The 25,794-nt window shown below is 68.2% G+C and carries 23 protein-coding genes; 18 read left to right on the top strand and 5 right to left on the bottom strand.

What is annotated here, in order from left to right; all coding sequences use genetic code 11:
* The first annotated feature begins 641 nt into the window (after positions 1 to 641).
* The 3 genes from ACESMN_RS03985 to ACESMN_RS03975 are packed head-to-tail and all read left to right on the top strand — an operon-like array spanning position 642 to position 4,026.
* The gene (locus ACESMN_RS03985; protein WP_373052294.1) at positions 642 to 1,256 is read left to right on the top strand and encodes a hypothetical protein; all 615 of its coding nucleotides are present in this window, start codon (positions 642 to 644) and stop codon (positions 1,254 to 1,256) included.
* Positions 1,253 to 2,710, top strand: a complete 1,458-nt coding sequence (locus ACESMN_RS03980) for a TldD/PmbA family protein (RefSeq protein WP_373052293.1) — start codon at positions 1,253 to 1,255, stop codon at positions 2,708 to 2,710. Before ACESMN_RS03985 ends, ACESMN_RS03980 begins: the two co-directional genes overlap by 4 nt.
* Positions 2,710 to 4,026 (top strand): metallopeptidase TldD-related protein, encoded by a 1,317-nt coding sequence (locus tag ACESMN_RS03975; RefSeq protein WP_373052292.1) that lies wholly within the window; start codon positions 2,710 to 2,712, stop codon positions 4,024 to 4,026. Before ACESMN_RS03980 ends, ACESMN_RS03975 begins: the two co-directional genes overlap by 1 nt.
* Positions 4,027 to 4,049: 23 nt before the next feature.
* Here the strand turns inward: ACESMN_RS03975 and ACESMN_RS03970 are convergent, their stop codons facing one another.
* The 3 genes from ACESMN_RS03970 to argE form a co-directional block, all read right to left on the bottom strand.
* Positions 4,050 to 4,397, bottom strand: a complete 348-nt coding sequence (locus tag ACESMN_RS03970) for a hypothetical protein (protein WP_373052291.1) — start codon at positions 4,395 to 4,397, stop codon at positions 4,050 to 4,052.
* Positions 4,398 to 4,612: 215 nt separating this feature from the next.
* Complete coding sequence (locus ACESMN_RS03965; protein WP_373052290.1) at positions 4,613 to 5,185, bottom strand: NUDIX hydrolase; 573 nt, start codon at positions 5,183 to 5,185, stop codon at positions 4,613 to 4,615.
* Between the two features lie 51 nt (positions 5,186 to 5,236).
* Positions 5,237 to 6,415, bottom strand: a complete 1,179-nt coding sequence (gene argE / locus ACESMN_RS03960; RefSeq protein ID WP_373052289.1) for an acetylornithine deacetylase — start codon at positions 6,413 to 6,415, stop codon at positions 5,237 to 5,239.
* A gap of 381 nt (positions 6,416 to 6,796) precedes the next feature.
* On the opposite strand from argE, the gene ACESMN_RS03955 reads away from it, so the two are divergent.
* The 5 genes from ACESMN_RS03955 to ACESMN_RS03935 all read left to right on the top strand — a co-directional run bounded on the left by ACESMN_RS03955 (position 6,797) and on the right by ACESMN_RS03935 (position 13,049).
* Positions 6,797 to 7,366: a 2-oxoacid:acceptor oxidoreductase family protein gene (locus ACESMN_RS03955; protein WP_373052288.1), complete on the top strand. Its 570-nt coding sequence runs from the start codon at positions 6,797 to 6,799 to the stop codon at positions 7,364 to 7,366.
* Positions 7,350 to 8,525, top strand: coding sequence for a pyruvate ferredoxin oxidoreductase (gene porA / locus ACESMN_RS03950; RefSeq protein ID WP_373052287.1), 1,176 nt, complete (start codon positions 7,350 to 7,352; stop codon positions 8,523 to 8,525). Before ACESMN_RS03955 ends, porA begins: the two co-directional genes overlap by 17 nt.
* Before the next feature lie 49 nt (positions 8,526 to 8,574).
* Entirely contained in the window at positions 8,575 to 9,567 is a 993-nt protein-coding gene (locus tag ACESMN_RS03945; protein ID WP_373052286.1) for a thiamine pyrophosphate-dependent enzyme, read from the top strand.
* Positions 9,568 to 9,634: 67 nt separating this feature from the next.
* A complete protein-coding gene (locus tag ACESMN_RS03940) occupies positions 9,635 to 11,326 on the top strand; it encodes an FAD-dependent oxidoreductase (protein ID WP_373052285.1) in 1,692 nt (563 codons plus the stop codon).
* A 139-nt stretch (positions 11,327 to 11,465) separates the two neighbouring features.
* Positions 11,466 to 13,049, top strand: a complete 1,584-nt coding sequence (locus tag ACESMN_RS03935) for a GTPase family protein (protein ID WP_373052284.1) — start codon at positions 11,466 to 11,468, stop codon at positions 13,047 to 13,049.
* 208 nt (positions 13,050 to 13,257) lie between these two features.
* On the opposite strand, the gene ACESMN_RS03930 is transcribed toward ACESMN_RS03935, so the two are convergent.
* Together ACESMN_RS03930 and ACESMN_RS03925 are read right to left on the bottom strand one after the other, a co-directional pair.
* Positions 13,258 to 16,101 carry an FAD-binding and (Fe-S)-binding domain-containing protein gene (locus ACESMN_RS03930; protein WP_373052283.1) on the bottom strand — a complete coding sequence of 948 codons (2,844 nt, stop codon included), beginning with the start codon at positions 16,099 to 16,101 and terminating at the stop codon, positions 13,258 to 13,260.
* Between the two features lie 229 nt (positions 16,102 to 16,330).
* Positions 16,331 to 16,756 carry a hypothetical protein gene (locus tag ACESMN_RS03925; RefSeq protein ID WP_373052282.1) on the bottom strand — a complete coding sequence of 142 codons (426 nt, stop codon included), beginning with the start codon at positions 16,754 to 16,756 and terminating at the stop codon, positions 16,331 to 16,333.
* 424 nt (positions 16,757 to 17,180) lie between these two features.
* On the opposite strand from ACESMN_RS03925, the gene ACESMN_RS03920 reads away from it, so the two are divergent.
* The 10 genes from ACESMN_RS03920 to ccmI all read left to right on the top strand — a co-directional run bounded on the left by ACESMN_RS03920 (position 17,181) and on the right by ccmI (position 25,723).
* Entirely contained in the window at positions 17,181 to 18,686 is a 1,506-nt protein-coding gene (locus ACESMN_RS03920; protein ID WP_373052281.1) for a multiheme c-type cytochrome, read from the top strand.
* A 242-nt stretch (positions 18,687 to 18,928) separates the two neighbouring features.
* Positions 18,929 to 19,573 (top strand): cytochrome c biogenesis heme-transporting ATPase CcmA, encoded by a 645-nt coding sequence (ccmA, locus tag ACESMN_RS03915; RefSeq protein ID WP_373052280.1) that lies wholly within the window; start codon positions 18,929 to 18,931, stop codon positions 19,571 to 19,573.
* A 4-nt stretch (positions 19,574 to 19,577) separates the two neighbouring features.
* Positions 19,578 to 20,246, top strand: coding sequence for a heme exporter protein CcmB (gene ccmB, locus ACESMN_RS03910; RefSeq protein ID WP_373052279.1), 669 nt, complete (start codon positions 19,578 to 19,580; stop codon positions 20,244 to 20,246).
* Between the two features lie 13 nt (positions 20,247 to 20,259).
* On the top strand, positions 20,260 to 21,012 hold the full coding sequence (locus tag ACESMN_RS03905) for a heme ABC transporter permease (RefSeq protein WP_373052278.1): 753 nt from the start codon (positions 20,260 to 20,262) through the stop codon (positions 21,010 to 21,012).
* The gene (gene ccmD / locus ACESMN_RS03900) at positions 21,009 to 21,179 is read left to right on the top strand and encodes a heme exporter protein CcmD (RefSeq protein WP_373052277.1); all 171 of its coding nucleotides are present in this window, start codon (positions 21,009 to 21,011) and stop codon (positions 21,177 to 21,179) included. Before ACESMN_RS03905 ends, ccmD begins: the two co-directional genes overlap by 4 nt.
* Positions 21,176 to 21,637 carry a cytochrome c maturation protein CcmE gene (ccmE, locus tag ACESMN_RS03895; protein ID WP_373052276.1) on the top strand — a complete coding sequence of 154 codons (462 nt, stop codon included), beginning with the start codon at positions 21,176 to 21,178 and terminating at the stop codon, positions 21,635 to 21,637. The genes ccmD and ccmE overlap by 4 nt, the downstream gene beginning before the upstream one ends.
* A gap of 2 nt (positions 21,638 to 21,639) precedes the next feature.
* Positions 21,640 to 23,676: a heme lyase CcmF/NrfE family subunit gene (locus ACESMN_RS03890; protein WP_373052275.1), complete on the top strand. Its 2,037-nt coding sequence runs from the start codon at positions 21,640 to 21,642 to the stop codon at positions 23,674 to 23,676.
* A 108-nt stretch (positions 23,677 to 23,784) separates the two neighbouring features.
* On the top strand, positions 23,785 to 24,315 hold the full coding sequence (locus ACESMN_RS03885; protein WP_373052274.1) for a DsbE family thiol:disulfide interchange protein: 531 nt from the start codon (positions 23,785 to 23,787) through the stop codon (positions 24,313 to 24,315).
* Positions 24,312 to 24,821, top strand: a complete 510-nt coding sequence (locus tag ACESMN_RS03880; protein WP_373052273.1) for a cytochrome c-type biogenesis protein — start codon at positions 24,312 to 24,314, stop codon at positions 24,819 to 24,821. The genes ACESMN_RS03885 and ACESMN_RS03880 overlap by 4 nt, the downstream gene beginning before the upstream one ends.
* Complete coding sequence (gene ccmI, locus ACESMN_RS03875; protein ID WP_373052272.1) at positions 24,818 to 25,723, top strand: c-type cytochrome biogenesis protein CcmI; 906 nt, start codon at positions 24,818 to 24,820, stop codon at positions 25,721 to 25,723. Before ACESMN_RS03880 ends, ccmI begins: the two co-directional genes overlap by 4 nt.
* Positions 25,724 to 25,794: the final 71 nt, after the last annotated feature.

The raw sequence follows: 25,794 nt of genomic DNA, 5'->3' as shown, positions 1-25,794 counted from the left end.
TGCATCGCGGTGCCGGATCGCGGCTGGAAGCCGCTCCTACGAGGGATGATAGGTCTGTTGGGGCCCCGGCCCTACGGGCCGCTCTCGCGCGGGGTGCTGTCGGTTTGTGGGAGCGGCCTCCTGGCCGCGATGGCCCTGGGCACCCAACCCAACGCCGGATCGCGGCTGGAAGCCGCTCCTACGGGACGCTCTCGCGCGGGGTGCTGTCGGTTCGTGGGAGCGGCCTCCTGGCCGCGATGGCCCTGGGCACCCAACCCAACGCCGGATCGCGGCTGGAAGCCGCTCCTACGGGCCACTCTCGCGCGGGGTGCTGTCGGTTTGTGGGAGCGGCCTCCTGGCCGCGATGGCCGTGGGCACCCAACCCAACGCCGGATTGCGGCTGGAAGCCGCTCCTACGGCGCCGTCGGGGCAGGGGTGCATCTTTCTCTGCCTTGTCGCTGCATGGAGGCGCAATGCGCCGAGACCTGCCTGGGTGTTCGCCCCGGTTCGCTACGGGCACCCGGGTCCGACAGGCTGCTAGACTGAGAACAGCGGCCACCACTCGCCGGCGAATCCTCACCGCGTGCTTCCCGGCCGCCCCGGGACGCGCTCCGCGGCGACACGGCCAGGAGCGCAGCAACCATCAGAGACGGGAGACAGGATTGCGAGGCTGGTTCCGGACACCACTGGCGGTAAAGCTGTTCCTGGGTCTGGTGCTGATCCAGGGGGTCACCGCCCTGCTGCTGTACGCCTGGTGGCGCAGCGGCTCCGCCGACGCGGCGATCACCTTCGGTGCGCTGGCGGTCGCCTCGGCGCTGTTTGCCGCGCTATGGCTCGCGTCCCTGGCCCGCGGTCACAGTGCCGAGTCCGTGCTGCGTGCCGAGGCCGATCTTGCCCGGGAGCGCGAACGGCAGCGACGGCTGACCGCCGAGGAGCGTGCGCGCACGGTCGAGCGCGCGCGCAAGCAGGTGAAGCGGGAGACCCAGCGGGTCAGGAACCGATCGAGCGTCAAGCTCTACGGCGGCTTCGCCGGAATCGCGGCTCTCGGCGCACTGCTGCTGCTGACCCAGTTCCTGTCGCTCGGCGTGCTGCTGATCAGCTCCTCCGGGGGAGCGATTGCCGGCTATCTGCTCAGGATCCGCCAGGAGTCGCGGCGCCAGAACCGGCTCGCAGGCGGGGACCGGCCGCAACTGGTCCCGGCGACCCGCGTCCTCGGAGGGCCGGACGACACCGGTAACGGTGCCGGGCCCGCCAGTGACGGAGACACCCGCCAGTGATCTTCAGCACGCCGATCGCTCTCGAGGACTTCGCCCGGCGCTTTCGGGAACGGGTTCCGGCCGTAGATGACTGGTCGCTCCGCATTGCCGACGTCGTGTCGGAGACGCTATCCGTACGCCGGGACGTGGTCGAGCCGGTCCAGCTGGCGCGGGATACGGGTGCGATGATCACGGTGTCGGAAGGCGGCGCCCTGGGCTATGCAGCGACCAGCGACCTCTCCCGGTCGGGACTCGCGCAGGCCACGGAGCGCGCTCGCGAGTGGGCCCTCCGGGCCGCGCCGCTGCGTCTCTTCCCGCCCCCTGCACTCGGACCCTCCGGCATTCGGGATGAATGGCAGGCCCCGGTACTGCAGCCCTGGACGGAGATGGACACGCCGGCCAAGCTGCGACTGCTGCAGGAGCTGGCCCGGCGCATGAAGATCCACGATGACATCGTGGACTGGTCGGCGAGCCTCGGATTCCAGCGGCGGCAGACTCTGCTGGTGAATGCACAGGGCGCCGAAATCGGGCAGACGCAGCACGTCCTGGTGCCCATGCTGCGCGCAGTGGCAAACCGCGGCGGAGAGACCCAGATCCGCAGCTTCGGCGCCGATCTCGGCGGACAGGGCGGCCTCGAGCGGCTGGACACGCTGGCACTCGCGGCCCAGCCCGAGCGCGTGGCCGGCGACGCACTGGCCCTGCTGGACGCGGCCGAGTGCCCCGCCGGCATCATGGACCTGGTGCTGATGCCCGGGCAGATGACGTTGCAGATCCACGAGAGCATCGGGCACCCGCTGGAGCTGGACCGGATCCTGGGCGACGAACGCAATTACGCCGGCACGAGCTTCGTGACACCGGCGATGTTCGGGACCTACCGCTACGGATCGGAACTCCTGAACGTTACCTTCGACCCCGGGGTAGCCGGGGAGCTCGCCTCCTTTGCCTACGACGACGAGGGCACCCGGGCCAGGCGCCACTGGCTGATCCGGGACGGCCTGCTGCTGCGCGGGCTGGGCGGGGCGACATCGCAGGACCGGTCCGGGCTGCCGGGTGTCGCCTGCGCCCGGGCCAGCTCCTGGAACCGCCCCCCGATCGACCGCATGGCGAACCTGAACCTCGAACCGGGCCACAGCAGCCTGGACGAACTGATCCGGGGAGTCGAGCACGGCGTGCTGATGGATACCAACCGTTCCTGGTCCATCGACGACTCGCGCAACAAGTTCCAGTTCGGCTGCGAGCTCGGCTGGCGTATCGTCGAGGGCGAAGTGCGGGGACTGGTCCGCAATCCCGGATACCGCGGCATCTCCTCCGCCTTCTGGCGCAGCCTGGCCGCGGTCGGCGACCGCGACAGTCTCGGCGTGATGGGTGTGGGGACCTGCGGGAAGGGTGAACCGAACCAGATGATCGCCGTCGGGCACGCCTCGCCACCCTGCCTCTTCCGTGACGTGGCCGTTTTCGGCGGAAGTGGCTCCTGATGCGCAGGACCCTGGAACAGGCCGCCGATCTGCTGCAAGGGCTGATGCAGCCGGGTGAGGCCTTCAGCGCCTACTTCGAGGGCGAAGACTCCGATTTCGCACGACTGAACGGCAACCGGATCCGGCAGGCGGGCAACGTGCTGCAGCGCCGCCTCACGCTGGACCTGATGATCGACGGGCGCCATGCCGAGGCCGAGTTCCCGCTCACCGGCGACCCGGATGTCGATGCCGCTCAGCTGCGCGCGGCGACCGCCGGACTGCGCGCCCTGATACCACACCTGCCATCGGATCCCTACCACGCCTGCGCCGGACCCGGCACGCCGGACGAGGACCTCCGGCCAGGCCGGCTTCCAGGCAGAGCGGAACTCCTTGAGGTGTTGACCGGGACCGCCGAGGGCCTGGATCTGGTGGGGCACTGTGCCAGCGGGCGACTGTGCCGGGGCTTCGCCGGCTCCGCGGGTCAATGGCACTGGTTCGAGACCGAGCGCTTCAGTCTCGACTGGAGCCTCTACCACCGGGCGGACAAGGCGGTGAAGGGGCGTTATGCGGGGCGCGAGTGGGACCCGGAGGCCCTGGCCTCAAGGGTCAGGGGCACGCGCGATCAGCTGGAGATCATGGCCAGGACGCCGGTGCGTCCCGAACCCGGCCGCTATCGGGTCTTTCTTGCTCCGGCCGCGCTGGCGGAGATCCTCTCCGTGGTCGCCTGGCAGGGTTTCGGGGTGCGGGCGGCGCGCACGCGCCAGACACCCCTGCTCCGTCTCGTGGACGGCGATGCGGAACTGCATGCGCAGGTGAGTCTGGACGAGCACCTGGCCGGCGGCCAGGCGCCGCGCTTCGGCCCCGAGGGTTTCGCGCTGCCCGACCGGGTGGCGCTGATCAGGGACGGCCGACACGCCGGCTGCCTCGCGGATTCCCGCTCCGCCCGCGAATACGGTGTACCCGTGAACGCGGCGGCAGAGCGGCCGCGCAGCCTGGAGATGGCACCGGGCACACTCGCCATGGACGACGCCGTTCGCGCCGTGGGCGACGGCCTGCTTATAGCCGATCTCTGGTACGGCAATCTCTCGGACCGCGCCCGGTGCGCTGTGACGGGCATGACCCGGTATGCGTGCCTGCAGGTGGCCGACGGGATCCCGGTCGCGCCGGTGGATCCGATGCGCTTCGATGTCAGCCTGTACCAGCTGCTGGGCCCGGACCTGCTCGGTCTGACCCGCGAACGTGAAACGTTGGTGGACACCGGCACCTATGGCCAGCGTTCCACCGCCAGCGCACTGCTGCCCGGTGCGCTGGTCCGGGATTTCCCGCTGACGCTTTAAGCGCCTTCCGCCCGGAGCTCGGCTCACATGGGCGGGTGATGATGCCGGGGACGTAGCGGCGTGTGCGGGAACCGGACCGGTCCGTTGCGCATCAGCATTTCCGCCGACGAACGCAGGTCGTGGCTGAAGCGTATCCACACCCCGTCGGGCAGGCAGCGGGTGACCATCCCGAACAGCCGGCATCCGCCCGCGCGGGAGCACGGTTCGGGAAAGATGATCTCGACCGACTGGCCCGAGACCGGGCCGGTGTGCTCGATGAAGACGCCGCTGCGGCACAGCCTGCGGGTCTGCGCCCGGATCGGCGACCCGTCACCCGTATCCAGCAGCACGTTTGCGCGCACAAAGATGCAATCGTCATCATGTTGGCTCATGGTGCCTCCTCCGTATTCCCGCGGGAACACGAATCAGTGCGCTCTTGGCGGCGCATCCGTGAACCCCTGATCCAGCGTTTCCCTAAGGTCCTCGCTCCCTGCGATGACGAATGGGTCAGCCTTCCTCTGATGCTAGGACACCACGGGCCGAACAGTAAGACAGTCGAGCACCTAGGTAGAAATACCCACCCTGGCGGGCTGTCCCGGTTCCGGGCTCACTGCCTGTCGGATTCCGCAGGTGGGACCGCGGGCGAAGGCCGCTGCGCAGGCTCCACTCGCGGCGGGAAACCGCGCTGGTCAAGGGTCTCGCGGTAATCCTTCAGTGCCCAGAGCACCGAGGGGAAGGCGATGTCCTGGTAGGGGATCTCGTCGAAACGGAACAGGCCCACCTCCAGCGACTCCGGTCCCGGCTCCACCCGCGCGTGGCTCAGACGGGCGCGATAGATCAGCTGGACCTGGCTGATCCGCGTGATCGAGTAGACCGCGAGCAGCTGATCGATCTCCAGCGCCGCGCGCGCCTCCTCCCAGGCCTCCCGGACCGCTCCCGCCTCCGGGCTCTCGCCGAGTTCCAGATAGCCCGCGGGCAGCGTCCAGAATCCCGTGCGGGGCGGAATCGCGCGACGGCACAACAGGATGCGATCCTCCCAGCCGGCCACCACACCGACCACGATGCGGGGGTTCTCGTACTGAATGAACCCGCAGGTATCGCACACGAGGCGCCTGCGATCATCGCCATCGGGCACTCGCCGGCTGAAGTTGTCAGGATCGTCCGCTTGGCTCTCGCTCATCGGCTTTTGCACCGTCGTTCCGCTGGCTCTGCCCGGAGACCGAAGTCGCCATCAGGACAGCGCCGTCACCAGTCTGCGCTGGAAATCCAGCCCTGCCTGCACCTGTTCCAGCGTGATGAACTCGTCCGGCTGGTGGGCCTGGTCGATGGACCCCGGACCACAGATCACGCTGGGCAGCCCGGATCTCTGGAACAGGCCGGCCTCGGTGGCGAAGGGCACCCGCGCGGTAGTATCCACGCCAGCCAGCCTGCATGCCAGTTCCAGCGCCGGGTTGGCGTGTTCGTGCGCGAGCGGCGGCGCCTCGACACGCAGCTCGGTCGCGACCCCGGAGTCCGGCGCAATGTTCCGAAGTCCCGGTGTGACGCGTTCGTCGCAGTGACGCCGGAAGTCCTGCAGGATCGGCTCGGGCGGGTCCTCCGCGATTGCCCGAATGTCCCAGTCGAAGTGGCACTCGCGAGCGATGATGTTGACCGCCGTGCCGCCGTGCACGGTCCCCACGTGAATCGTGGTCTGGGGCGGCTCGATGCCGGGCGCGAATGGCCCGTCGACGGCCCGTCGACGGGCAAGGCCGTCGAGATGGGCAATCAGGTGCGCGGCGGTGGTCACCGCGCTCACGCCCCGGTGCGTCTGGCTCGAGTGCGCCTCGTGCCCGGTGACGATCGTGCGCAGCACCGCGATGCCCTTGTGCGCACTGACCACACGCATTCCGGTAGGCTCGCCGACGATGACCGCAGCCGGTGTCGGGAGCCGCGCCAGGACTGCATCGATCAGGCGCGGCGCGCCCTGGCAGCCGACCTCCTCGTCGTAGCTGAAGGCAAGGTGGACCGGCCGTTTCAGATCCCGCATACCGGGCACCAGCGCCAGCGCGATCGCCAGGAAGCTCTTCATGTCGCAGGTGCCGCGCCCGTAAAGGCGCCCGTGACGCTCGACCACGCGGAACGGATCAGTGGTCCAGCGCTGTCCGTCCACCGGCACCACATCCGTATGGCCGGACAGGACGACGCCGCCCGGAACGGACGGACCCACGGTTGCGAGCAGGTTCGCTTTCTGGCCGTCGTCGCTGGCGACGATGTGGGACGCGACGCCGTGCCGCGAGAGCCAGTGCCGGACGAAGTCGATCAGTTCCAGGTTGGAGTTGCGCGAGACGGTATCGAAGGCCACCAGGCGCTCGATCATCTCGCGCACTTCTGCGAGCCCCGGCATCATCGCATGAGCCCGGGAGGCTGCCATGGGCACTGATGCATGTTCATGAAGGACACGATACCGCATCCGGCTTCCCAGCCCCCTACAAGCGGGAAGGGAGATCTTCGTTGCAGCGGGTGGCGGGGTGCCATACCCATCGACGTCAAAGTCGCGCGCCGCTCTGCCCTCTCCCGCTCCCCTCTCCCGCTTGCGGACCGATCCGCCGCGAGCGGGGGAGGAGGGAGCCCTTCATCCTTCCGGGCAGGGCATGCCCGACCCACGCATTCCATCCCCTGGTCTGCTAATCTCCCATGGCACGGATCCGGGTCGGCCGCAACGGTCGGCCTGTGGCTTTTGCAGCGGCCCGAGGAGAGCGCGGGTTGCATTCCAGCTTCCACGCACAGGGTTTCAAGGAGACGGATCACTGCCATGCTCGAAATCAGGATTCACGGCCGCGGCGGACAGGGGAACGTGGTTGCAGCCTACCTGCTCGCGGCCGCCGCCATCGACGGTGGGCGCTACGCGCAGGCCTTCCCGGCATTCGGCGCCGAACGCCGGGGGGCGCCGGTGGCGGCCTTCGTGCGGATCGACGAACAGCCGATCCGGCGTCGCTGCCAGGTGCGCGAACCGCTGTTCCTGATCATTCAGGACCCGGCGCTGATGGAGGTTCCGGGGACGCTGAACGGGCTGCAGGCGACAGGAACGGTACTGGTCGACGGATCCGAGGCGAATGTGGACGACAGCGGTGACAACGAGATCATCGCGATGCCGGCCACGCGCCTCGCAATGGAGCACATCGGCCGGCCGGTCCCCAACACCGCGCTGCTGGCCGCATTCATCACACTCACCGGACTGATGCCCCTTTCCGGGCTGATCGATGCCCTCGCGGAGCGCTTCAAGGGGCCGGTACTGGAGAAGAACCAGTCACTGGTCGAGGCGGCCGCAGAGACCGTCGAGGCCGGACGGTGGCGGGAGGTAGCACATGGCGCTGGCGCTTGAAGGTTCCCAGGCCCTGGCCCGCACGGTGGCCCTGTGCCGTCCGCAGGTCGTGGCGGCCTACCCCATTACTCCCCAGACCCATATCGTCGAGGGCATTGCGAAGCTGGTGGCCGACGGCCAGCTCGCCTGCGAGATGGTCAGCGTGGAGAGTGAGCACTCCGCGGCCTCGGTGGCGCTGGGCGCCGCCGCGGCAGGCTCCCGGGCCTACACGGCCAGCGCTTCGCAGGGCATCCTGCTGATGGCGGAGGTGCTGTACGACATCTCGGGACTGCGCATCCCCCTGGTGATGACCTGCGCCAACCGCGCGCTGTCCGGACCCCTGAACATCTGGAACGACCAGCAGGACTCGATGTCCATGCGCGACTCGGGCTGGATCCAGCTGTATTGCGCGACCAACCAGGAGGCGGTGGATACCACGGTGCAGGCCTTCCGCATCGCCGAACGCTGCGAAATCCCGGTGATGGTCTGCGTGGACGGATTCACCCTGACCCACACGCTGGAGCCGCTGGAGCTCCCCACCGCGGAACAGGTGGACGGATTCCTGCCCGCCTACGCCTTCCGGCACGGCCTCGACCCGGCCGAACCCCGCAGCCTGGGCACCCTGGTCGGGCCGGAGCACTTCAGCGAGGTGCGTCACGCGCACCACCAGGCGATGATGAACGCACAGGCAGAGATTGAGCAGGCCGACGCGGACTGGGCGGCCGTGGTCGGTCGACACTGCGGCGGCCTGGTCGAGGCGCGGGGCGATCCCGAGGCACGGCTGGGCATCCTGACACTGGGATCGGTGCTGGGAACGCTCGAGGACGCGATGGATTCAGACCCCGAGCTGCCGCGCGCCCGGTTCATCAAGCTGCGGAGCTTTCGCCCGTTCCCCGCCGAGGCGCTGCGGCAGGCCTGCGAGGGACTGGACCACCTGATCGTGCTGGAGCGGGCACTTTCACCCGGAGCCGGCGGCATCGTTGGACCGGAGGTGCAGACCGCGCTGATCGAGATGGCCGAACCGCCGCGCGTGCACAATTATGCGGCGGGTCTCGGCGGACGGGATCTGTCCCTCGACCTGTATTCGCGCATCGTGCAGGCGGCGTTCGGCGCGGAGCGGCCGCGGGAGTTCGCGATCATCGACGCGGATCCGGAACTACTGCCCGAATCGGACCGCTAATGGGCCCCGCGTGGTCAGCCAGCCCGCTCCATCTCTGCGAGGAATCACCATGAACGAACAGCCCCTGCACCATCTCGATACCCTCCGCGCCCGCCAACCTCGCTTCCGGGGGCTGGAGTCCGGGCATCGCGCCTGCCAGGGCTGCGGCGAGGCGCTGGCGGCACGGCTCACCACCGAGGCGGCCGGCCCGGACGTGGTCGTTGCCAACGCCACCGGCTGTCTGGAGGTCTTCACGACACCGTGGCCCCAGTCGGCCTGGCGGCTCCCCTGGATCCACTCCGTATTCGGCAACACCGCCGCGGTCGCGGCGGGTATGGAGGCCGCCCTGAAGCAGCAGGGCCGGGCGACGCAGGTCCTGGCCTTCGCCGGGGATGGCGGCACCTTCGACATCGGCTTCCAGGCCCTCTCCGGCATGATGGAGCGCGGCCATGACGTGCTGTTTGTCTGCTTCGACAATGAGGCCTACATGAACACCGGGGTACAGCGTTCGGGGTCGACGCCCCACGCCGCGATGACCACTACCTCGCCCCCTGGCGAGCTGCGCATGGGCAAGCGGCACATGAAGAAGGACATCCTGTCGATCATCGCCGCCCACCACATCCCCTACGCCGCCACTGCCTCGGTGGCCTACCCGTCCGACCTGCGCAAGAAGGTGCGGCGGGCCATGGATACCGAGGGCGCGAGCTTCCTGCAGATCCACTCGCCCTGCCCCCTGGGCTGGGGCCACGACGGCGCGAAGACCATCGAGGTCGCCCGTCTCGCGGTGCAGACGGGGCTGTTTCCGGTAATCGAGATGGAACGCGGCGAACTGATCGGGACGCTGCCCATCCGGGACCCCCGGCCGGTGTCCGACTACCTGAAGCTGCAGAACCGCTTTCGACACCTGTTCGCCTCCGAATACCGGGCGCGCAAGGAGCTCGAACACCTGCAGGCCATCGCGAACCGCAACATCGAGCGGTTCGAGCTGCGCGGGGTCGGATCGGAGTCCTATGACACCGAAGGAGCGGATACCGTGCACCGCGGCGGTGATCGCTGGGCCTGATAGCCACCCGTCGCCTGCTACCCGCAACGCCTCCACGATCCGTCTCATCGATTGAAGTGAGCCTGACATGATCCAGATTCCACCCGGCGCATTCGCCCGACCCGGAACCTCCCTCGAATTCAAGACCGGAACCTGGCGCGCGGAGCGGCCAGTCCATCAGCGCCGGGCCGCGCCCTGCCATTCGGCCTGTCCCGCCGGGGAGGACGCGCAGGCGTATCTCGCCAAGGTGGAACTCGGCGACATGCGCGGCGCCTGGGAGACCGTGGTCGCCGCCAACCCGCTGCCGGCGATCACCGGCCGGGTGTGTCACCATCCCTGCGAGTCCGCCTGCAACCGGGCCCATTACGACGAGTCGATCACGATCCACGGTGTCGAGCGCTTTCTCGGCGACGAGGCCCTGCGCCAGGGATGGAGCTATCCGGTACCGATCCCCAGTGCCGAGGCGCCGCGCATGGCGGTCGTGGGCTCGGGACCGGCGGGGCTCGCGGCGGCCTACCACCTGTTGCGGGGCGGCTGCCGCGTCACGCTGATCGAGGCCATGCCGGCCGCCGGCGGTACCGTGCGCACGGCGATTCCCCATTACCGGCTGCCGCCCGAGATCCTGGAACAGGAGCTGGACCATATGCTGGCCCTGCCCGGTCTCGACTTCCGTCTGCGCACTCAGCTCGGGCGTGACGTCTCGCTGGATGAACTGCGCGCCGATCACGAGGCCGTGTTCCTCGGCCCCGGACGCCGCAAGGGACGCGAGTGGAGCGCGGACTTCGCGGTTCCCGGAAACCTGCGCACCGGGCTGCAACTGCTGGAGGCCTGGGTTGCGGGGGGCACACTTCCCGAGCAGCCGAGGTCGGTGGCGATCGTCGGCGGCGGCAATACCGCGGTGGACCTCGCAAGGGTACTGCGGCGCGAGGGTGTCGAGCAGGTGCACCTGATCAGTCACCAGCGCATCCCGGCGCCCGGCGTGCCCAGCGAAGACGCGATGCGTGCGACCTACCGCGAGGTATCGCAGGCACTGGAGGAAGGCGTGACCATCCACGAGCACCGCGGCGTGCGCCGGCTGATCCTGCGCGGCGAGCGGGTGGTGGGGATGGAACTGGTACACATGAAGAAGCTGGAGGACGCCGGCGGGCGCCTGCGGCGGGTGGCCTTCGAGGGCACCGAGACGGTACTGCACGTCGATCAGGTGATTCCGGCGATTGGTCAGGATGTCGACGGCGTGGGCTTCGAGTCCCTTGTCCGGCGCGGCTACATGGAGGTCGAGCCCTGGTGGGGTACCGTCAACGGCCAGTCGGGGATCTTTAGCGGCGGAGACGCGCGCAGCGATCACGGCACGGTGAGCGAGGCGGTCGGCGACGGACGCCGTGCCGCAGCCGCAATGCTGCGCTACCGCGCGGGAAAGCAACTCGAACCCGGGGCCCCGCCGGAACCGATCCCCTATTCCGACCTCAATCTCAGCTATTTCGAGACCGCGCCGGCGTCGAAGGAGCCGGTCCTGCCGCCCGAGCAGCGTCTTGGGCTGGAGGAGATCGAGGGCGGCCTGCAGGCCAATGCCGTGCGGCACGAGGCGCACCGCTGCCTGTCCTGCGGAGACTGCCTCGCCTGCGACAACTGCTGGACGCTCTGCCCGGACCAGTCGGTGCTGAAGACGCGCGAGGTCGCCGCCGACGGCAGCCACTACGTCTTCGACTACGACTACTGCAAGGGCTGCGGCATCTGCGCCCACGAGTGCCCGACCGGCTATATCCGCATGATCCCGGAGTGACACGGGACCCGCGAGCGCCAGCCGATGTTGCTGGTCCCGGAGGCGTCGAGCACGCCGTCCGGCGCGGTGCGAATCATCGATCTGGTACACCAGGGCTACGTGCAGATCGCGCCCTGAAGACCGCAAGCGATCCCCTGACGTGAAGACCCCTGCCCCGGGCGACCTGCTGCGGCGGATGTGGGCGTTCCTGGTCGGCCTGTCGCTGCTCGCCCTCCCGTTTCTGCTGCTGATCCCGCTCGGCGTCCTGTGGCTGTGGCAGGAGGGCTGGCTGCTCTGGTGGCTGATCGGCGCCGCGATCCTCGCACTTGCCGGGTACGTTCCAGCCTGGTGGTGGCGCCGGAGCCAGCGTGCGCGACTCGCAGCCGATGGTGGCGAGCAACGCCCCCCGGACTCCGAACCCGGTACCGAATGGTCGCCGCGGGACCTGGAGGCGTGGCAGGAGGTCCGGGAGATCGCCGCCGCTGTCGACCGCGACATCGTCACCGATCGCGACCGACTGCTTGGTGCCGCGCGTGAAACCATCGAGCGGGTAGCCCGACACTATCACCCTGAGGAACGCGATCCGATCTGGAGCTTCACCGTTCCCGAACTGCTGATGCTCACGGAGCGGGTCAGCGTGCGGCTGCGCATGGTCGTGACCGATCACGTACCCGCCGCTCACCTGATCGAGGCGGGCCACCTGCTGCGCATCTGGGGGTACCGGCCGATGGCCGCCACCGGCATGCGCGTGTTCCGGCACCTGCACAATGCCTGGCGCGTGACACGCATGACCAATCCGGTGACGGCCCTGCTTGCAGAGGCCCGGCAGCACCTCGTCGGCGCGGCGATGACGGAAGCAGGCGACTGGCTGCGCAGCGAGGGCGCGCGCATCTGGGTGGAAGAGGTCGGCCGCGCGGCGATCGAACTCTATTCCGGGCGGCTGCGCATCGACACCGAGCGCCTGCACAAACTGGCTGCCACCGAGGGTGCGGGCCAGGGGGTCTCCGAGGCCGGCCTGCCCGGCCCGCTGCGCGTACTGGTCGCCGGGCGGGTCAACGCCGGCAAGTCCAGCCTGGTGAACGCATTGCTCGGGGAACCCGCCGCGGGTGTTGCCGCCACGCGGCTCACGGAGAGGTCGAGCGGGTACCGCCTCGCCCACGAGACGCTCCCCGAGGGTCTGCTGGTCGATACCCCCGGACTGAACTCGCCCGCCGATATCGAGCGCCTCGTGGAGCGCGCGTGGCAGAGCGACCTCCTCCTCTGGGTGGTCTCCGCCGACGGTGGGGACCTGACGCTGGACCGAGGCACCCTCAACGCGATCCGCACCCGCTTCGCCGCCGACCCCCGGCGCAGCCCGATTCCCATCGCGGTGATCGTCAGCCGGATCGACCGCCTAGGGCAGGCGGACGAGTGGGACCCCCCCTACCCGCTGGACGCGACGGACGGTGGAGGCGCCCGTGCCGCCGCGATCCGGGCGCGCCTGGCCGGGGTTGCGGAGGGACTGGAGGTGCCGCTGGCCTACGTGGTCGGGGCACGCCTCGATCCGCCGGAACGGACATGGAACCTGGACCGGATCTGGGCATTGCTGGGCGCCTGTTATCCCGAGGCCCGGCGCTGCCGGGCGCAGCGGCTTCAGCTCGAGGCCGCAGGGACTGACTGGAAGAAGGTCCTGCACCAGACGGCCGGCGCCGCCCGGTTGTTGAAACGGCGGTTCTGGCCCACCCCCGGGAAAAACCGCCGGTAGGAGCGGCGTAGGAGCGGCTTGCAGCCGCGATATCGAGCGCCGGATCGCGGCTGGCGATCGCGGCTGGAAGCCGCTCCTACGGGGCGCGTACCACGTGGGAGCGACCTCTGGTCGCGATATGGGGGTTGGCGCGGGGCAGGGTATCGCGGCTGGAAGCCGCTCCTACGCCGCTCCTACGTCGCTCCCACGATCTGAATCGCCGATGGGCTCACTGGTCGGCGCTGCGGGCCTCCGAGCAGCGGTCGAGCAGGTAGACGATGGAGCGGTAATGGCGGCCGCTGTGCAGCGACAGCCCGATCTCGCAGGTCCGGCTGGTGGAATAGCCTGACGTGCAATCGTCCGGCAGCGCGTCGCGCAGATCCTTCAGCGCGCTGGCGTTCAGCTCGGGATAGGTGAAGCCGCGGTCACCGGACCAGCCGCAGCAATGCACCTGCGCCGGCACCACCACCCGTTCGGCACAGGCCTCGGCAATCGCCTTCAGCTTCGGCTGCAGGCCCATCTTGGTCGTGCTGCAGGTGGGATGCAGCGCGACGGTCTCATCCACCTTCGAGATCCGCAGCCGGTCCAGCACGAACCCGTGCAGGAAGTCGGCGACATCGTAGACCTGCAGGCCGGACGACCCGAGGTCCCTCCGCGCACGGAAGGCGCAGGGACTGGTGTCGAAGATCACCGGATCCTGGCCGTCACGGCTCGCGCGCAGCAGCGAGGCCTCCAGCTGGCTCAGCTTGGCCGCGGCGTCGTCGTGGAAACCCTTGCTCTCGAAGGGCTGGCCACAGCAGAGCGCCGCACCATCGTCCGGATACACCACCTCGTAACCCGCCTTGCGCAGCAGGGCCTCGGTCTTCACGGTCAGGGACTCCTCCTCGGGATCGCCACGCGCCGGCCCCATGGTGCGGCTCGCACAGCTGGGGAAGTAGACCACCCGGGGCGCCCAGGGGCCAGCGGGAGCAGGCGGGTTGCCCTGGCGCGCGGCCTTCGGCATGAAGGGGTTCCAGAGCGGGATCCGCCCGCCGGACAGCCGCCGCACGCCACCGGTCAGCCCGGACATCGCGCGGGTGCCCAGCGCCACGTGCATCAGATGTGCCGAACCCAGCGAGAGCCGGGTCGCCCTGGTGATCGGCCCGAAATTCCGTGCGACCCAGCCCGACACCCGGTGCGCTACCGGGCCCCAGCCGCGTCCGCGCATCTGCTTCACCATCTTGCCGGTATCGATCCCGACCGGGCAGGACAGCGCGCAGAGGCTGTCGACCGCGCAGGTGTCCAGGCCCTGGTAACGGTACAGCTTGCGCATCTGCTTCAGGCGCCGGGGTTCCTCCCCCAGCTGTTCCAGGCGCTCCATCTCGCGCAGCGCGACAATGCGCTGGCGCGGCGTCAGGGTCAGCGAGCGCGACGGGCAGGTCGGCTCGCAGAAGCCGCATTCGATGCACTTGTCCACCAGCGCGTCCACCGCGGGCATCGGTTTCAGGTTGCGGGTGTGGACATCGGGATCGTCGTTCAGGACCACGCCGGGGTTCATCAGGTTGTCCGGGTCGAACAGGCGCTTGATCTCGCGCATCAGCCCGTAGGCCTGCTCGCCCCACTCCAGCTCCACGAACGGGGCCATGTTGCGCCCGGTGCCGTGTTCCGCCTTCAGCGAGCCGTCGTGCTGCTCCACCACCATGCGACTGAGCTCGTCCATGAAGGCCCGGTAGCGCTCGACGGTCTCCGGATTACCGAGATCGGGGGTGAGCACGAAGTGCAGGTTGCCTTCCAGCGCGTGGCCAAAGATGATCGAGCCCTCGTAGCCGTGCCGCCGGAAGAGATCCTGCAGGTCCAGTGTCAATGCGGCGAGCCGGGGCACCGCCACCGCAACGTCCTCGATGATCACGGTGGTGCCGTTCCGGCGCATCGAACCGACCGAGGGAAACAGTCCGGAACGGATCGCCCAGAGGCGGTCACACTCGGCCCGGTCCATGGTGAACTGTACCGGCTCCAGGGTCTCGACCGCATCCAGACCGGCGCGGATGGCCTCGACCTGCTCGGCAAGCACCGCGTGATCGCCGGCCCGCGTCTCCACCAGCAGTGCGGCCGCATCGGGTCCGAGCTGCTTCAGCACCGGCGGGACCCCGGGCTTGTCCTCCACCGACTGCAGAGAGGCTCGGTCCATCAGCTCGGCCGCCGCGACCGGCAGCGGCTTGATGATCCCGATCGCGCGGCACGCGGCCGCGATGTCCGGAAACAGGATCAGGGCGGTGGCCTTGTGCTTCGGGTCCTCGACCGTGCGGTAGGTGATCTCGGCGATGAAACCGAGCGTGCCCTCGGAACCGATCATCAGGTGCTGCAGGATGTCGATCGGATCCTCGAAGTCGACCAGTGCATTCAGGCTGTACCCGCAGGTGTTCTTGATCCGGAACTTCTCCCGGATCCGGTCCGCCAGGGCGTGATCGTTCCGCGTGCGCTCCCCGAGGGCGCGCAGCGCCTCGAGCAGCTCTCCGTGCGTCCGTCCGAAGGCCTCCCGACTCGCCGCATCCGCGGTGTCCAGCAAGGTGCCATCCGGCAGGATCACGCGCATGCTCTCCAACGTCCGGTAGCTGTTCTGCGCCGTGCCACAGCACATGCCGCTGGCGTTGTTCGCGGCAATGCCGCCGATGTGACAGGCGTTCAGTGACGCGGGATCGGGGCCGATCTTGCGCCCGAGGGGCGCCAGCAGCCGGTTCGCGTGCCCGCCCAGCACGGCCGGTTGCAGGCTGATCCGTGACGCGTCATCGGCAATGCGCGAGCGACGCCACTGGTCCCCGACCAGCAGCAGCACAGAGTCGGTCACCGCCTGTCCCGAAAGGCTGGTACCGGCCGCCCGCAGGGTGACCGGGACCCGGTGGCGGTGCGCCAGCGGCAGGATCCGCGACATCTCGCCTTCGCTGTCGACCCGGACCACGAGCCTCGGAACCAGGCGATAGAGGCTCGCGTCGGTGCCGTAGGTCAGGGTTCGGAGCGGATCGTCGATCAGGCGGGACGCGGGGATGAAGCCCTTGAGGGCCCGGAGAAAGCCTTCGAAGTCGTCGGAATGCGCCATGGATGAATGTCCTGCAGCCGGACCGGCCGATGAGAGGCAGACGGCCGTGAGACGGCTTGCGCCGCACCGCTGCGGCAGGGAAGGGTTGCCGGTGATCACCCGTCCCCGAAACTGCCCGGAGTATAGCAACGGGAGGACCTACCGGGCCCCAGACCTCAGCGATTGCAGGGACAGCCACGCCTTGTACTGCCGCCAGCCGCAGGCTGTCCCGCAGGGACCGGCGTGATGATCAGCGTATGTTCGCGGCCTGCAGGAGTTCGCGCACCTCGCGTTCGGTGCGCGGGGTGTGGACCGCGCCCACCCGGGTGCCGTCGCCGGAGAACAGCACCACCGAGCCATCGCGCATGCCCTGCCGGCGCGCAAACTGCTGGCCATTGGGGTTACCGAGGTTGACCGCAAGGAACTCGACCCGCTCGGCGTACTCGGGCCGGATCTCGCCCAGAAGATCCATCACCTCGGCGCCGGCGACGAAGCTGATGTCCCGGGCCACCACGAGTGCCGGTGTTCCCTGACCGATCCGCGACAGATCGGTGGGAAACGCCCCTCGTGGGAGCTGCGTGAAGATCAGCGCCGCGGCACCCACGATCACCACCAGCGTGATCACGACCTTCGCCCAGCCCGGAACAGCCGGCGGAGGATTCCTCTTCCCTTTCATACCTGACCCTCGCGATCGTTGTGCCTGCCCGCCCGGGGACGGGCCACAGGGTGTTCTACGCACCCACCGCCCGGATTGCAATCCGGCCCCGCGCATCGCAGGCGCTCCCGGACCGGCAATTCCGCCGATTTCTTGCCATGGATCACATTTTGCGCCGTTGGCACGCCCTGTGCCGCACCGCTCCCCGGAAACCGGACTATAAGTAACGTGGAGATACCCCGGGTGGCCTACCGCGTAGGGGGAATGTTTCCTGGGTTTGCAAGGGTATCTCACGGTCACGGAGAGGCCCGCACGGAGACCTGCACCACCGGGCTCCCTGCCGGGTCTCTCGCGTGTCCGGCGGTCCGGGAACAAATCCGGCACCGGCCGACTGCCGACCACTGGTCGGTCGTGTTCATACCAAGAGATACAAAGGAGGGGTGTGATGAAAAACGGCGCGCTTGCTTTCGCCGCCAGCCTGGTGCTGGCCTGGGGCGTGGGATCCCAGGCCTTCGCAGGTGATGTCGCCCAGGGCGAACAACTCGCGAACACCTACTGTGCCGCATGCCACGGGCCCTCGGGGGAGGGCATGGGGCCGAATCCGTCCCTGGCCGGCATATCGGAGGAATACTTCGTCAAGACCATGCAGGCCTTCCGCGCCGGCGAGCGCGAGAGCGCGACCATGGGGGCGCTCAGTTCCGGGCTCAGCGACGAACAGTTCCAGGACATGGCCGCGTTCTACGCGCAGTTCGAACCGATCGCGCACGAGTTCCGGATCGACGGACCCCTCCATCACGTCTCGGCCAGCGTCTGCCAGAGCTGTCACGAGGACATCTACCGGCAGTGGTCGGGCTCCATGCACGCGAAGAGCACCGCGTTGCGCGATCCCATTCATGAACTGATGTACCGCAGGGAAGTCGGCGACCCCCGTGCCGAAGACCAGCTGCACAACCGGTCCCAGCGCTTCCCGGTCTGCCTGAACTGCCATTCCCCGAACGCCGCCAAGGACCAGGTCACCAAGCTGGACGCGAAGGACGCCTACGCCGAGGGCGTCAACTGCGTGGCCTGCCACCAGATCTCCGGGTTCAAGGGGGTGCGCCGCGCAGAGGGGGGTCTGAGGCTGGGCATCCTGGCATACGAAACGTCCCCCGATACGCTGCAGGGGGCCACCGGCTTCCCGTTTGACAAGACCCGTGACCAGCAGAATGGCAACCCGCACCTGCCGACCGGCGCACTCGACACCTTCGGCGTCGAGGTCCCGGCCGCGTTGCCGCTGGCGGGCAACCCGCGGATGCTGCGCAGTTCCGAGATGTGTCTGGGCTGCCACGACACCCGGCCGAACCCGCAGGGGGTGCCGCTTTGCGACACCGGCGACGAAATCCGGAGCAGCGGCTCGAACGTGACCTGCCAGTCCTGCCACATGCCGATCGCCGACGGGATCGCGAATCACAGCATGGGTGGCGGCCACGACCCGGCAATGCTGAGCCGCGCGGTTCAGATGCACGTCGAGGTTGAGCCGAATGGCGACGGCGTCACCGCGAATGTGGTGATGCAGAACCAGCTGCCCCACCGGATGCCCACGGGCGCTCCGTTCCGGAACATCCAGGTGCAGGTGACCGCGCTCGACGCACACGGCAACGTGCTGTGGCGGAACTTCGAGACCCACGCGCGGGAGGAGGATCCGAAGTCCTTCCTCTTCTATCAGCTCGCGGATGACGAGGGCAAACCCGCAATGCCGCCGGTCGCAACGGGTGTGGGTACCGACACCCGCCTGCTGCCACATGAGCGCCGGGTACTGAGCTACGAGATCCCGGTGCAGCCGGCCGTGGTCCGTGCGGAGATGCTCTACAACCTCGTGTTCGAGGCGATGAAGCCGCACATCTTGGAGCTCACCGACGACGAGGAACTGCTGCAGCCGCGCCGCGTATCTTTCTACGAGGCCCGTCTCTAGCAGGAAGATCCTATCCTTTCGGGGGTAGACACCAGCGGGGGGCCGCATGCGGCCCCCCGCTTTTTGTACCCTCCCTGAAGCGAACCAACACGAGCAATGACGGTCCTTTTTATGGGAATTCCGGTTGCAGGCTCCCGGGGAAGGAGTGCGGAACGCCACGCCGCGGAGGGTACACCGAGGGACCCCGATGGTGCACAATGCCGGCGCCACACGCGACGAACCACCCGGAGCGGAAAGAGACCGTGACTGCAGAATTGTCGGGAATGGCGGACAGGGAGTTCCGGGCCGTCGATCTGGCCGCCGAGCGCGGCGAGCGACTTCTGTTCGAACATCTCGAATTCAAGCTCTCGCCGGGGCAGCTGCTGCAGGTGTCCGGGCGCAACGGTTGCGGGAAGACGAGCCTGCTGCGCATCCTCAGCGGGCTCTCCCGACCCACTGCCGGCGAGGTCTACTGGGGCGACGAACCGATCCGGTCCGTGGACGGCGGCACCGGTTCCTGTCTCGGCTACCTCGGCCACCAGAATGCGCTCAAGGAAGACATGAGCGCGGAGGAGAACATCCTGATCGCGGGAAGGCTCGGCGGAGGTCGACCGGAACGCGAGACCGTCCTCGCGATGCTCGGCGGTCTCGGTCTCGCGGGTTACGAGGACCTGCCGGTGCGTTTCCTGTCCCAGGGGCAGAAGCGCCGCGTGGCCCTGGCCCGACTGCTGCTCCAGCCCAGGGCCCTGCTGATCCTGGACGAGCCTTACGCCGCGCTCGACGTGCAGGTGATCGAGGTGCTGCGGGGCGCGATCGAGGCACACCTGACACGCAAGGGCATGATCATCATCACGACCCACCAGGCCGTCGACATCGACGGCGACTGCCGCAACCTGCACCTCGGATGAGTTGATGTTTCACCCGCTCCTCGCCCTCCTCCGCCGTGACCTGACGCTCGCCCTGCGCCGGCCGCAGGACGCCCTGACGGTAGTGGGTTTCTTCGTCGTGGTGGTTGCGCTGTTCCCCCTGGGTATCGGACCCGACCCGGAATTCCTGCGCAGCCTCGCGCCGGGCGTGCTGTGGGTGGCAGCCCTGCTGGCCGTAATGCTGTCGCTCGAGCGCCTGTTCTCCGACGACTTCCGCGACGGCACCCTCGAACAGTTGCTTCTGGTGCCGGAACCGATGGGCCTGCTGGTCCTGACCAAGATCGTTGCGCACTGGCTGATCACCGGGCTGCCCCTGGTACTGGTCTCCCCCCTGCTCGCCATTCAGCTGAACCTGCGGCCTGACGAGATCGCCATCCTGATGCTGGCGCTGCTGATCGGGACGCCGATCCTCAGCCTGATCGGCGCGATCGGGGCGGCGCTGACTCTGGGACTGCGCGGGGGCGGGGTCCTGATTGCCCTGCTCATCCTTCCGCTTTACGCTCCTCCCCTGATCCTGGGCGCGGGCGCAGTGGACGCGGTGATGCACGGGAGCAGCGCCCAGGCGCACCTGTCGCTGCTGGGCGCGATGATGGTATTTGCACTGTTCGCAACACCGTGGGCGACCGCCGCGGCCGTGCGGATCATGCTCGACTGACGGAGGACACAAGGTGTCGGAGAGGGGTATTCAGTGGTTCCGTTTCACGGCCCCGGCCAATTTCTACGATCTGGCCGGCCGCCTCATCCCCTGGTTCGCCGCCCTGACCATCGCGCTCTTCGCGGTCGGGCTCTACCTGGGCCTCGTGGTGGCGCCGTCCGACTACCAACAGGGCGACAGCTACCGCATCATCTACATACACGTGCCCACTGCCTGGATGGGCATGTTCCTCTACGTGCTGATGGCCGCCTATGCGGCGATCGGACTGATCTGGCGCATCAAGATGGCGGATGTGATGGCCAAGGCCATTGCCCCCACCGGCGCACTGTTCACCTTTCTCGCGCTGTGGACCGGCGCCCTGTGGGGGCGGCCGACCTGGGGCGTGTACTGGGTCTGGGACGCGCGCCTGACCTCGATGCTGATCCTGCTGTTCCTCTACCTCGGATACATGGCGCTGCATGCCGCCATCGACGACCGCCAGCGCGCCTCGAATGCCAGTGCGGTCCTGGCGATGGTCGGCGTGGTGAACGTCCCGATCATCTATTTTTCCGTGCAATGGTGGAACACCCTGCACCAGGGCGCGTCCATAACGGTGACCGAAGCGCCGACGATGGCGACGATCATGTTCGTCACCCTGCTGATCATGGTCCTGGCGGCCTGGATGTATTCCGTCGCCGTGGTGCTGGCGCGGGCCCGGGTGGAGTTGCTGGAGCGGGAACGCAACGCGCGCTGGGTCCAGGAACGCCTGGAGGGCGGAACCAAATGATGGAATTTCTGGCAATGGGCGGCTATGCGCCCTATGTTTGGGGTTCGTACCTGATCATGGCCGGACTGCTGGTGGTCGAAATGCTGCAGCTGCGGTACCGGCGGCGCAGCCTGTTGGCCTGGATCAGGCGTATGGCCCGGTTGCGGGCGCAGGAGGAGAAACAATGAAGAAACGGCAGAAACGGCTGCTGCTGGCGGCTGGTGGGCTTGCGGGCGTGGTGGTGGTGACCGGGTTGGTCCTGAATGCCTTCCGGGACAATCTCGTGTTCTTCTACACCCCGTCGGACATCGTCGCCGACATCGTGCCGATGGAGCGCACCTTCCGGATCGGCGGCCTGGTGGAAGATGGAAGCATCTCGCGCGCCGAGGACGGAGTCACCGTTCACTTTCGCGTCACCGACACCGCCGTGGCGGTACCCGTTGTCTACCATGGCATCCTGCCGAACCTCTTCCGCGAGGGTCAGGGCGTGGTCGCGGTCGGCAGCCTGCAGGAAGGCGGTGTGTTCAAGGCCAACCAGGTGATGGCACGCCATGATGAGACCTACATGCCGCCCGAGGCGGCGGAGGCCATCAAGCGGGCTCAGCGCGAGGCCGCTCAAACCGTGGAACATGCCGGGGGGTACTGATCATGGCTGCAGAACTCGGACTCTTTGCGCTGATCCTGGCGCTGCTGCTCGCGATTGCGCAGGGCACCCTGCCACTGGTTGGCGCGGCTCGCGGAGACACCGCCCTGATGGCCGTCGGCCGCAGCGCGGCCTACGGCCAGCTCGTCTTCCTCGGCATCGCCTACGCGATGCTCACCTACGCCTTCATCACCGATGACTTCTCCATCGCCTATGTGGCGAACAACTCGAACTCGCTGCTCCCGATTCAGTACAAGTTCACCGCTGTCTGGGGCGGACACGAGGGATCGCTGCTCCTCTGGGTGCTGATCCTCGGGCTCTGGAGCGCCGCGGTGGCGACCTTCAGCCGCAGCCTCCCGCGCGAGGTACTGGCCCGCGTGCTGGGCGTGATGGGTCTGGTGGCGATCGGCTTCATCGGCTTCACGCTGTTCACCTCGAGTCCCTTCGAGCGCCTGATCCCGGCCGCAATGGAGGGGCGCGACCTCAATCCGATGCTGCAGGACCCGGGCCTGATCATCCACCCGCCGATGCTCTACATGGGATACGTGGGCTTCTCCGTGGCCTTCGCCTTCGCAATCGCCGCGCTGATCGGCGGCCGCCTCGATGCGGCCTGGGCTCGCTGGTCCCGCCCGTGGACCGCGGTCGCCTGGGCCTTCCTGACCGTTGGCATCGGCCTCGGAAGCTGGTGGGCCTACTATGTGCTCGGCTGGGGCGGCTGGTGGTTCTGGGATCCGGTCGAGAACGCCTCCTTCATGCCCTGGCTGATGGGCACCGCCCTGCTGCACTCGCTCGCCGTGACCGAGAAGCGGGGCGGGTTCAAGAACTGGACGGTGATGCTGGCCATCCTGACCTTCTCGCTGGTCCTGCTCGCGGCCTTCCTCGTCCGGTCCGGGGTGCTGACCTCGGTGCATGCCTTTGCGGTGGATCCGGATCGGGGCCTGTACCTTCTCGCCTTCATGGCCGTGGTGGTGGCGGGCTCACTGACGCTGTTCGCCTGGCGCGCCGGCAAGGTGGGTCTCGGCGGCGGGTTCGGACTCGTGTCGCGCGAATCCGCGCTGCTCACCAACAACGTGCTGCTCGTGGTCGCCGCGGCCGCGGTGCTCCTTGGAACACTGTATCCGCTATTTCTGGACGCCTTCGGGCTCGGGAAGATCTCGGTCGGACCACCCTACTTCGAGGCGGTCTTCCTGCCGCTGATGCTCCCGCTGCTGCTGCTCCTCGGCTTCGGCCCGCGCCTGCGCTGGAAGCAGGACAGCCCGACCGAGCAGCTCTGGCGCCTGCGCTGGATCTTCGCCGTGAGCCTCGTCTTCGGCATGATCTGGCCGCTGTTCGTCGGCAGCTGGTCCTTCCTCGCGGGGATCGGTGCCTTCCTGGGCCTGTGGATCATCGGCTCCTCGCTGAAGGACCTGGTGGACCGCCTGCGTCTCCGGCGCGAGAGCCGGCAGACGGTGGGTACCCGGGTCCGGCGAATGGGGCGGAGCTATGTCGGCATGCAGCTGGCGCACATCGGCGTGGCAGTGGTGGTGATCGGCATCACCTTCGTGCTGGGTTACGACGACGAGCGCGACGTGCGCATGGCGGTCGGCGAGACCGTGGAGGTCGGCGGCTACGGCTTCCGACTCGATGCCCTTGAGGAGGTCCGAGGTCCGAACTTCGACGCCGAGCAGGCGACGGTTTCGGTCTTCCGTGACGGCCAGCTGATGACCACATTGCGACCGCAGATGCGCACCTACTTCAGCCAGGAGCAGCCGATGGCGCATACCTCGCTGCATCGCGGCTTCTTCCGGGACCTGTACGTGAACATGGGCGAGGAGCTGCCAGGCAATGCGTGGGTGATGCGGGTCTACTACAAGCCCTTCATGAACTGGGTCTGGGCCGGCGCCATCCTGATGGCGGTGGGCGGCTTCCTGGCGGCATCCGACCGGAGGTATCGCGTGCGCGTGCGGCGCGAAGACGAGGTCCCGGACGAGGACGCAAAACTCGCCGCAAAGGCTGTGGTCAAAGGCGAGGGTGACGGGGCCGAGCCCAACCCCGCAGCCTGACCCGAAATACAGCCCTGGCCTGGCCGCGGTGCGGGCCGCTTTCGGCCCGCACTATCCCGGGGCTGCACCCATCCGGTCCCCTGCGGCCTTCACGAGGTTATTGAAGTCATGAAGCTACGTTTTCTGATCCCGCTGCTGGCCTTCATCGCCCTGGTGGGGCTGCTCTTTGTCGGTCTGAGCCTTGATCCGCGCGAGATCCCTTCGCCGCTGGTCGGAAAGGAGGCGCCGGAGTTCGACCTCCCCGAGCTGCGCAACGGGGAGGTCCGCTTCGCCCGGGATGACATGCTGGGCAGGCCGGCGCTCCTCAACGTCTGGGCGTCGTGGTGCGTGACGTGTCGGCAGGAGCACCCGATGCTGGCTGAACTGCGCCGTGCAGGTGTGCCGATCTACGGCCTGAACTACAAGGACACGCGTTCCGACGCCCTGCGCTTCCTGGCCCGGTTCGGTGACCCGTACGATGCCATCGGATTTGACGAGAGCGGCCTGGTCGGCATCGACTACGGTGTCTATGCGACACCCGAGACCTTCCTGATCGACGGCACCGGCAGGATCCGCTTCAAGCACATCGGCATGATCACGCCCGAGGTCATCGAGACCGAGATTCTTCCCCTCTACCGACAACTGGAGGCAGAGACATGAGCCCCTGGCATCGCCTGCACATGCCATTATCTGCCATAGCCGTCGCCCTGCTGCTTCTTCTGCCAGTCGCAGCGGCCGCGCAGACCGCGCCGCCTTCGGAGCCGATGAGCTTTGACAGCGAACTCCAGGAACAGCGCTATCAGAAGCTGATCCGCGAACTGCGCTGCACCGTTTGCCAGAACCAGAACCTGATCGAGTCGAACGCACCGCTGGCCAACGACCTCCGGCGCCAGATCGCGCTGATGATCAATGACGGTGCGGACACGGACGAGGTCATCGACTACATGGTGGCCCGCTACGGCGATTTCGTGCTGTTCCGGCCGCCGATGAAGGGCATCACCTACCTGCTGTGGTTCGGACCGGTTGCGATGCTGCTGATCGGTCTTGCGGCCCTGGGTACCATCCTGTGGCGGCGCCGCACGCAGGTCGGATCGGATCCACTCTCGACAGATGAAGCCGAGCGGCTGCGCCGCATTCTCGGTGACGGAGGCCACGACAAGAAATGACGCTGTTCTGGATACTGGCCGCTGCACTGACCCTGGCCGCCCTGCTGTTCCTGTTTCTTCCCCTGCTCCGGACCCGTGCACCCGGTGCTCCGATATCAACCGAGGCGATGGATGCCCGCGTATCGGTCTATCGCAGCCAGCTGGCGGACCTGGAGTCCGACCGGGATTCGGGCGCGATCTCGGAGGAGCAGTTCAATACCGCCCGGATCGACCTGCAGCGCAGCCTGCTGGAGACCAGCGCACAGCAGGCCGCCGACCGCACCGAATACGGCGGCCGTTCCCTGCGCTGGCCGGCGGCGGTCGGCAGCCTGCTGGTGGTGCCGGTGGTGGCCGTGCTGATCTATCAGGGGTACGGCGCAGGCGCATCCGGCCTGGATCCGCAGGCCCGCGCCCCGCAGCAGGCGGGCGAAGCGCAGATGGACGGTGGGGTCGAGGAGGCGGTGATGGCCCTGAGCGCGAGACTCGAGGACAACCCGGAAGACCCGGAGGGCTGGGCGCTGCTCGGCCGGTCCTTCCTGTTCATGGAGCAGCCGCGGGCCGCAGCCGGCGCCTATGCGCAGGCGCTCCGTCATGGCGGCGATGAGGACCCCGACATCCTCGTGACCTACGCCGATCTGCTCGGCAGCCTGGACGGCGGCGATCTGAGCGCCCGCGCCCTTCCCTTCGTGAACCGGGCGCTGGAGATCGAGCCCGATCATGCCAACGCCCTCTGGCTGGCCGGCCTGGCCGCCTTCAGGGCCTCGGATTACGAGACCACGAGGGAGTACTGGGAACGGCTGGAGCAGCAGCTCGAGCCAGGCACCGAGGAGGCCCAGTTGATCCGCAGCAACCTCGAGGAGGTTCGCTCCCGGCTGAACAGCGCGGGTCCGAACCGCGAGAACAACGGCCCCCCGGAGAACTGAGCCCCCTCGTAGGAGCGGCTTCCAGCCGCGATCCCCCCGTGCCAGCACCCATCGCGGCCAGAGGCCGCTCC

The organism is Thioalkalivibrio sp. (genome assembly GCF_041690275.1).
Lineage (GTDB): Bacteria > Pseudomonadota > Gammaproteobacteria > Ectothiorhodospirales > Ectothiorhodospiraceae > Thioalkalivibrio.
Note: the sequence above shows the minus strand (reverse complement) of the source record. Positions and strands in the feature narration are given on the sequence as shown.